The sequence below is a fragment of the Promicromonospora sp. NPDC060204 genome (assembly GCF_042728455.1).
Taxonomy (GTDB): domain Bacteria; phylum Actinomycetota; class Actinomycetes; order Actinomycetales; family Cellulomonadaceae; genus Promicromonospora.
This window is the reverse complement of sequence record NZ_JBHWZO010000279.1, coordinates 1-7,812: the sequence shown is the minus strand read 5'-3', so window position 1 is coordinate 7,812 and position 7,812 is coordinate 1. Positions and strand designations below refer to the sequence as shown.

The window sequence follows — 7,812 nt, the reverse complement described above, 5'->3', positions numbered from 1 at the left end:
CGGCCGTGGCCGTGCGGGCCCGTCCGCGCGCGAACCCCGCGGCGCGGTGCGACGATCGGCTTGTTCAGCGACAGGCGAGCGACCAGGGGCGTGGCCATGGACGCACAGGGCAAGCGGCCGCTGGCCACCCTCGTGGGACTGCCCGCTGTGGTCGGCGTCGCGGCGGCGCTCTTCGCCACGATCTTCACGTCGCTGGTACACGGCGGGGAGCAGCTCTTCTGGACGTGGCTCCCCGACACGCTCGGACTGGACGGCGTGCCGTGGTGGTGGGTGCTCCTCCTGCTGGTGATCGGCGCCGCCGGCGTCGCGGCGGCGACCCGCCTGCCGGGGCACGGCGGGCACCACCCGCTCGACGGGTTCGCCTTCGACATCACGGCGCGCGAGCTCCCCTCGACGCTGCTCGCCGCGGCGTCGTCCCTGGTCTTCGGCGCGGTGCTCGGCCCCGAGGCGCCGCTGCTCGCGATCGGCACCAGCATCGGCTTCGCCGTGCACCGCCGGCTCGGCACCGACGCGTCCAAGGTGCTCGTCATGGCCTCCGCCGCGGCCGCGCTCGGCGTCGTCCTGGGCAACCCCGTGGTCACGATGCTGCTCGTGCTGGAGGCGATGTTCCTCTCCGCGCGGCCGCGTCCCGAGCAGCCGGTGCTCCAGGTGGTCCCGATCCTCGCGGCGCTCGGCGCGGGCTACGTGGTGCGCATCGGCATCGCCGACTGGCCCGGCGTCCACGTCCCCGAGCTGTCCATGGGCGACCTCGGCTCGTACCCCGCCCTCCAGGTGGTCGACCTGCTCGCCGGGGTCCTGGTGGCCCTGGTGGCCGCAGGCCTCATCGTCGCGGCCATGCGCCTCGGCGGGGTCGCGCGGCGGCTGGCGTCGCGCGGCCCGTTCGTGGCGCTCCTCGTCGGCGGTCTGACGGTCGGCCTCCTCGCGGTGCTGGTCCGGGCGACGACGGGCGCGGACGTGGACACCGTGCTGTTCTCCGGGCAGCAGTCCCTGTCCACGGTGACGACGACGACCGCCGCGGGCACGCTGGTCGTGGTCGCCGTCGTGAAGTCCGCGGCCTACTCCGTGAGCCTGGGAACGGGGTTCCACGGCGGGACGATCTTCCCGTCGGTGTTCATCGGCGCGGCCGCCGGTGCCGCGGCCGCCCTCCTGATCCCCGGGACGGCGCTCGCGCCGCTGGTGGCCTGCGGCATCGCCGCCGGGGTCGCGGCCGCCGCCGGGATGCCGGTGACCGCGCTCGTCCTCGCCCTCCTGCTCTGCGTGAGCGCGGGGGCCGCCGTCACCGTCCCCGCGATCCTCGGGGCGCTCGTGGGCACGCTGCTCAAGGGGCTGCTCAACGCCCGCCGGCCCGCGACGGTCGAGTCGTGAACGTCTACGCGCCGCTCGTGCCGGTGTTCGTGGTGGCGCTGCTCGCGCCGCTGCTGACCGGGCTGATGCCGGTGCGGTCGCGGCTGCCGCAGGTGGTCCTGCTCCTGCTCGGCGGCGTGCTCATCGGGCCGTCCGTGCTCAAGATGGCCGCGCCCGACGACGTCACGCTCCTGTCCGACCTCGGGATGGGCTTCCTCTTCCTGCTCGCCGGCTACGAGCTGCAGCCCAGCAACCTGCGCGAGCGGCTCGGCCGCCGAGCCGGCGCGGCGTGGGGCACCTCGCTGGTGCTGGCGGCGGTGGTGGTCCTCCTGATCGTCCGGCCGGACAAGGAGGAGGAGCTGGCGGCCGGGGCGATCGCGCTGACGACCACCGCGCTCGGTGTGGTGCTCCCGGTCCTGCGGGACGCCGGCAAGCTCGACTCCCCGTTCGGCCGGTCCGTCCTCGTGATCGGCGCGTACGGCGAGCTCGGCCCCATCGTCGCGATGGCGCTGCTGCTCGGGAGCCGCGGCTCGGGGGCCGCCGCCGTCCTGCTGGTGCTGTTCGCCGTCCTGGCCGTCGCCATCGCCCTGGTGCCCGGCTCGCGCGCGCCGGTGGCCGTGCGGCTCGTCGAGGGCTCCGAGCACGGCACCGGGCAGAGCACGCTGCGGCTCACGGTGCTGCTGCTCGTGGGCCTGCTCTCGGTCGCCTCGGCGTTCGGGTTCGACGCGGTGCTCGGGGCGTTCGTGGGCGGCATGGTGCTGCGGCGCTGGGCGCCCGGCGACGTCGGGCGCCTGGAGAAGAAGCTCGACGCCGTGGCGTTCGGCGTCTTCATCCCGGTGTTCTTCGTGAGCTCGGGCATGGCCCTGGACGTGGCCTCCATCCTCGCCGCGCCCGCCCTGCCCCTGGTGCTGTTCGCCCTGATGGTGCTGGTCCGCGGCGGCCCGGTGCTGCTGTGGCTGCGCCGGGAGCTGCCCACCGGCGAACGGGTCCAGGCCGCGCTCTACTCCGCGACCGCCCTCCCGCTGCTGGTCGCGCTGACGGGGATCGCGGTGGAGCGCGGCATCATGTCCACGCAGACGGGGGCGGCGCTCGTCGGCGCCGGTGTGCTCTCCGTGATCGTGCTGCCCCTGGTGGCGGGCCGGATCCCGGTGCGCGGCGGCGAGCCGACCGGGAGCGACACCGAGGGACCCGACCGCGCGGCGCCTACGGGTGGCTCGCCGTGACCTCGATGACCTGGTCGAGCCGGTCCAGGGCGGTCTGCAGCTCGTCGATCCGTGCGCGGATCCGGTCGCGCTCGGCGTGCAGCATGGAGCGCTGCTCGGCGTCCGTGTGCCCGGACTCGATGCACGGCAGCAGCTCCGCGATGTTGCGGCTGGTCAGGCCCGCGGCGTACATCTGCTGGAAGAAGCGCACGCGCTCCACCGTCTCGGGCGGGTAGAGCCGCTGCCCGGACGGGCTGCGCCCCGCGGTGAGCAGCCCCTGCTGCTCGTAGTAGCGCACGGCGCGCACCGAGACGCCGGCGCCCCGCGCAACCTCGCCGATGCGGATCGGCGGCTCGATTCCTACCTCGGTGACCGTCATCACGTTCCCTTCCTGCTTGACCCTGACGTCAGCGTCAGGTTTTAGCGTACCTGCCATGGACATCAACAACTCTGTCGCCCTCGTCACCGGAGCCAACCGCGGGCTCGGCCGCGCCTTCGCCCAGCGGCTCCTCGACCGGGGCGCGCGCAAGGTCTACGCGACGGCCCGGCGGCCGGAGTCGGTGGACCTGCCCGGCGTGGAGGTGCTGGCCCTCGACGTCACCGACCCCGCGTCCGTGCGCGCCGCCGCCGAGGCGGCCTCCGACGTCACCCTCCTGGTCAACAACGCCGGCATCACCACGGGCACCAGCCTCCTGACCGGCCCGCTCGACGGCGTCCGGCACGAGCTGGAGACCAACCTGTTCGGCAGCCTGGCGATGATCCGGGAGCTCGCCCCGGCGCTCGCCGCGAACGGCGGCGGCGCCGTCGTCAACGTCCTGTCCGCCATGTCGTGGTTCGGGATCGACGGCGCGAACGCGTACCACCTGAGCAAGGCCGCGGCCTGGGCCATGACCAACGGCGTGCGGCTGGAGCTGGCCGGGCAGGGCACGCTCGTGACCGCCGTCCACCTGGGCCTGGCCGACACGGACATGTCGGCGGGCTGGGCCGTGGACAAGATCGCGCCGTCGGCCCTGGCGGACGCCGCGCTCGACGGCGTCGAAGCGGGCTCCGCCGAGGTGCTCGCCGACCAGTGGACCCGGGACGTCAAGGCCCGGCTGCAGCTCACGCCGGAGGAGCGGGACGCCGCTACCGTGCGGGGCCTGGCGGCGATGTCGGCGGGCTGACCTCCGGCCCGGGCTCCGGCCGGCGGGCCGCGAGCCGCTCGATGACGCCGCGGTTGAACCGGTCGTGCCGCTCGACCCGCAGCCCGGCGGCCTCGACGTGCAGCAGGGGACGGCGCCGGAAGTGCTCGTTCTGGACCCGCACGCTGTACAGCTCGGCGACGGCCTGGAGCGCCCGCAGCGGCGCCGAGGTGCTGACTACGTGGTCGGCCAGGAGCAGCAGGCCGCCGGGCCGCAGCACGCGCACCATCTCGTCGACGGCGCCGCGGTCGTCGGGCACGGCGCACAGCCCGAACGTGCAGACCACGGTGTCGAAGGAGGCGTCGTCGAACTCCAGGTGCTGGGCGTCGCCGACCCGCAGGTCGACCGCGCGGCCCAGCTCGGCGGCGTGCCGGCGGGCCAGGTCGATCATGGCCGGGCTCAGGTCCATCCCGGTCAGGGTGGCGTGCGCGGGGTAGAGGCCCAGGTTGAGGCCCGTGCCGACGGCGACCTCCAGCACCTGGCCGGTGGCCTGCCGGCACACCCAGTCCCGGGTGTCGCCGAACATCCGCTCGGCGCCGTTCATCCTGCGGTCGTAGCGCGCCGCCTGCCGGTCCCAGTGCCGGCGGATCCGGTCCGGTCCGGGTGATCTGACCATGGCGCCTCGCTCGGTGGTCGGGAAACGACTCGGGCGGTGTTGCGGGGAGTCGACGTCGTCAACTCTCCGCAACACCGCCCGAATGTGCGACCTGGGTTCAGCCGACCCGCAGGAACGTCGGGTTGGACTGCCAGATGCTGGTGTACCGCACGCTCTTGCCGGGGACCGGCGCCTCGATCTGCATGCCGTTGCCGGCGTAGATCGCGATGTGCCCCGGGGTCCAGATCAGGTCGCCCGCCTGGGCGTCGGCCCACGACACCGGCGTGCCGGCGTACAGCTGCTGGGACGAGGTGCGCGGCAGGTCGATGCCCACCTGGGCGAAGACGTAGGACGTGAAGCCGGAGCAGTCGAACCCGGACGGCGTGGTGCCGCCCCAGACGTACGGGACACCCAGGTACCGCATCGCGATGGAGACCACCGAGGCGCCCCGCTCCTTCGCGGCCCGCTCGGCCTCCTCGGCCTCGATCTTCGCCTGGTACTCGGCGTTCTCCGTCGCGGAGACCACGGAGACGGCCGACTTCTCCAGCGTCAGCTGTGCGTCCGCGGCGACGGTGATCATCGGCGAGGCCGAGACCGACTCCCGGGCCTGGGCGGTCAGCGCGTTGAGGTCCGCGGTGTTGAGTGCGCCCTGGACGGGCGCGCTCTGCAGCGCCGTCGTGGCCGGTGCCGCCTGCGCCGGGGTGGCGATGAGCGACAGCAGCACGCCGCCGCCGGCAGCCGCGACGACCGCTCCGCGTCCGGCGAACGAGCTGACCTGCTCGCCCGCGGCGCGCGCGACGCCGGCCAGGGGGCGGTGCGCCGCCCGGTGCCGGCCGCGTGCACGGGGGAGTGCGGCCGGTTCGAGGTTGGGATCCATGAAGGCTGGGACCTTTCTGGTTCGGAAGAGGAAGCGCACACGCGGCGTCGTGGTGGGCCGAGCCGAGGTGCGCCCACACTAGCGCCTCCTCCGGCGGTGCGGGACCCACCTGGCGTGATCTTCTTGTGATCTTTTGTTTCCCCCGGGTGCGGGACGGGGACAGGCGCCCGTCCCGCACCCGTCTCGCCTACTGCGGGACGCCCCAGACCTGGGTCCAGAGCCCGTTGCAGTCGTAGATCTGCAGGTCGGTGCCGTCGGCGGTGTTGCCCTGGGGCACGTCCAGGCAGCGGCCCGACTGCGGGTTGTACAGCGAGCCGTCGGCCCGAGCGTCCCACTGCTGCGCCCCGGAGCCGTTGCACTCCCAGAGCTGCACCTTGGTGAAGTTCGCGGTGCCGTTGGCATCCACGTCGAGGCACCTGCCGAACGCCCGGACGGTGCCGTCCGCGCCCATGGACCACGTCTGGCCGGTCGCGGTGCCGCAGGTCCACAGCTGGGCGGCGTTCCCGTTCACCGCCGTGTTGGTGTCGACGTCGAGGCACTTGCCGCCCGGCGCGCCGACCGGCCCGGTGGGTCCGGGCAGGGAGCCGACGCCGAACCGCACCTCGCACTGGTTGCCGGTGCCGAGCCAGGTCGCCGCGAGGTAGAGGTAGGACGTGCCGTCCTCACGCGGGATCGCCGGGGTGGAGTAGCCGGGGCACGACGGCACGCCCGTCGCGTACCCGCCGGTCGGGCTGACGGTGACCGGGGTGGCGGCCTCGGTCCACGCGCCGTTGCCCAGCGAGGTGTTGGCGAACAGCACGGTGCCCGACTCCGCCAGGACCGTCTTGTTCCCGGTGGGCCCGGCGACGACGCGCTGGCCGGACAGCAGGACGGTCCCGTTCGGACCACCGCCGGGGACCCACGAGATGTACGGGGTGTGCAGGAGCTCGCGCGCGTCGGCCGTGCGCACCAGGGTGCCCGCGTCGCCGGCCGCGCCCCAGTCGTAGCCGTTGGCGCTGCGCTTGACGTACACCTCGCAGGCGTGGTCCGGGTCGGTGGCGTCGCGGCACATCTCGTACGCCATCAGGTGGTCGCCGTCCGGCAGCGCGGCGAACGTCTGCATCCCCGGACGGCGCAGGTTGTCGGCCGGGAACGAGACGTCGACGGTCATCGTCGAGCTCCACGTGCGGCCGCCGTCGGACGAGGTGTAGTGGCCGATCACCTGGTTGTTGGTCGGGGTGTTCGCGGGGCGCTCGTCGGAGATGAAGCAGGCGAGCCGGTCGTCCTCGGTGACCAGGAAGACGGGCTCCCAGATGCCGTGGCCCCAGGTGTCGGGCTGGCCCGAGGTCTGCGTGCAGTTGGACAGGAACTGCCAGGTGGCGCCGCGGTCGGTGGAGCGGAAGACCTCGACCTTCTGCGTGCTGTAGTCGCCGACCTGCCACGCGGTGCCCGCGGCGAGGACGTCGCCGGCGGCCAGGCCGTTGATGGCGCGCGGCACCTCGTACAGGGTCGGGGCCTCCAGGTCCCAGCCCGGCGTGTTCGACGTGATGGTCGAGACGGCGGACCACGACTGGCCGCCGTTGGTGCTGCGGTAGACCGGCAGCGCCGTGGGGGAGCCGGTGCCGCCGCGCGCGAACGTGGCGAGCATCGTCTGGTTCGCGCTCTGGTCGTGGTCGAGGCGGACCGCCCGCGGGTAGCCGGCGGTCCCGTTCGGGTGCTGGCCCAGGTCGGGGCTGTAGAGCACGTTGCCCGGGAGGGCGGCGGGGGCGACGTCGTCGGCGGACGCCGCCGGTGTCGTCCGGGCTGATGTCGATGCGAGGGTGCTCGATGCGGTGGTGGTCGACGACGTGGTGGCGGCGGCGATGCTGACCGGCTCGATGTCGGCGGGCTCAGCGGTGGCCGACCCGTTGGTGGCCGTCAGAGCGGACACCGACGGGGTGGTCGACGCCGTGGTTGTCGACGCCGTGGTGGCCGTCGGTCCAGTGATGACCGACGCCGTCCCCAGTGCCGCCGTCGTGCCGGCCGGGGCCGTGGCCAGGGCGAACGCCGCCGCGAGGGCGACGGTGAGTGCGGCTGATCTCCGCGGGATCGTGAGATGTCGAGACATGGTGCAGGACCTCCTTGTCGTGCGCGTGATGTCCGGCAGCGGTGCGGGACGTCGTGCCCGGGATGCACCTTTGCAGACGTTGCAAAGGCAACTGTGGCCCACGATGTGCACACGTTGCAAGACCCGGCGCGCGGCGAAGTCACCTTCTACCCAGTCATTGCGCCCGGAACTCGCGTGATTCCGGGCCCAATGGCTGGGTAGAACGTGACTTTGCGTCTGGGTGCTGGGCGCTGGGTGCTGGGCGCTCGGGAGCTGGGAGCTGGGAGCTGGGTGCTGGGGGCTGGGGGCTGGAGGCTGGAGGCTGGGCACTCGGCACTCGGCACTCGGCACTCGGTGCTCGGCGCCGGGCGTTCGGCGCTGGTTGCTGGGCCTTGGGCGCTGGGCTCGCTGGGCGTTCGGTGCCGTGATCGTCGAGTTCGACACCGACCTCGCCGGCTCAGCCCCCAGGCGGCACCGTTGTGCGCTCGCGGATCGTCGGGACAGAAGTGGGTTCGGCAGTTTGCATTGAGGTCGGCACAGGCCTGTGC

Annotated in this window: 7 protein-coding genes; 3 read left to right on the top strand and 4 right to left on the bottom strand. The window is 73.6% G+C overall.

What is annotated here, in order from left to right; genetic code table 11:
• Nucleotides 1-96 precede the first annotated feature (96 nt).
• Both ACFWEJ_RS24765 and ACFWEJ_RS24760 read left to right on the top strand, forming a co-directional pair.
• Entirely contained in the window at nucleotides 97-1,365 is a 1,269-nt protein-coding gene (locus tag ACFWEJ_RS24765; protein WP_377231840.1) for a chloride channel protein, read from the top strand.
• The gene (locus ACFWEJ_RS24760; protein ID WP_377231839.1) at nucleotides 1,362-2,567 is read left to right on the top strand and encodes a cation:proton antiporter; all 1,206 of its coding nucleotides are present in this window, start codon (nucleotides 1,362-1,364) and stop codon (nucleotides 2,565-2,567) included. Before ACFWEJ_RS24765 ends, ACFWEJ_RS24760 begins: the two co-directional genes overlap by 4 nt.
• Here the strand turns inward: ACFWEJ_RS24760 and ACFWEJ_RS24755 are convergent.
• Nucleotides 2,548-2,925, bottom strand: a complete 378-nt coding sequence (locus ACFWEJ_RS24755; protein ID WP_377231838.1) for a MerR family transcriptional regulator — start codon at nucleotides 2,923-2,925, stop codon at nucleotides 2,548-2,550. The two genes, ACFWEJ_RS24760 and ACFWEJ_RS24755, sit on opposite strands and share 20 nt — an antisense overlap.
• Before the next feature lie 55 nt (nucleotides 2,926-2,980).
• On the opposite strand from ACFWEJ_RS24755, the gene ACFWEJ_RS24750 reads away from it, so the two are divergent.
• Entirely contained in the window at nucleotides 2,981-3,709 is a 729-nt protein-coding gene (locus ACFWEJ_RS24750) for an SDR family oxidoreductase (protein WP_377231837.1), read from the top strand.
• Here ACFWEJ_RS24750 and ACFWEJ_RS24745 read toward each other — a convergent pair.
• From ACFWEJ_RS24745 to ACFWEJ_RS24735, 3 genes are all read right to left on the bottom strand, one after another.
• Nucleotides 3,672-4,343, bottom strand: a complete 672-nt coding sequence (locus tag ACFWEJ_RS24745; protein ID WP_377231836.1) for a class I SAM-dependent methyltransferase — start codon at nucleotides 4,341-4,343, stop codon at nucleotides 3,672-3,674. The genes ACFWEJ_RS24750 and ACFWEJ_RS24745 overlap by 38 nt on opposite strands.
• Nucleotides 4,344-4,440: 97 nt before the next feature.
• On the bottom strand, nucleotides 4,441-5,199 hold the full coding sequence (locus tag ACFWEJ_RS24740; protein ID WP_377231835.1) for a C40 family peptidase: 759 nt from the start codon (nucleotides 5,197-5,199) through the stop codon (nucleotides 4,441-4,443).
• Nucleotides 5,200-5,386: 187 nt separating this feature from the next.
• A complete protein-coding gene (locus tag ACFWEJ_RS24735) occupies nucleotides 5,387-7,285 on the bottom strand; it encodes a ricin-type beta-trefoil lectin domain protein (RefSeq protein WP_377231834.1) in 1,899 nt (632 codons plus the stop codon).
• Nucleotides 7,286-7,812: the final 527 nt, after the last annotated feature.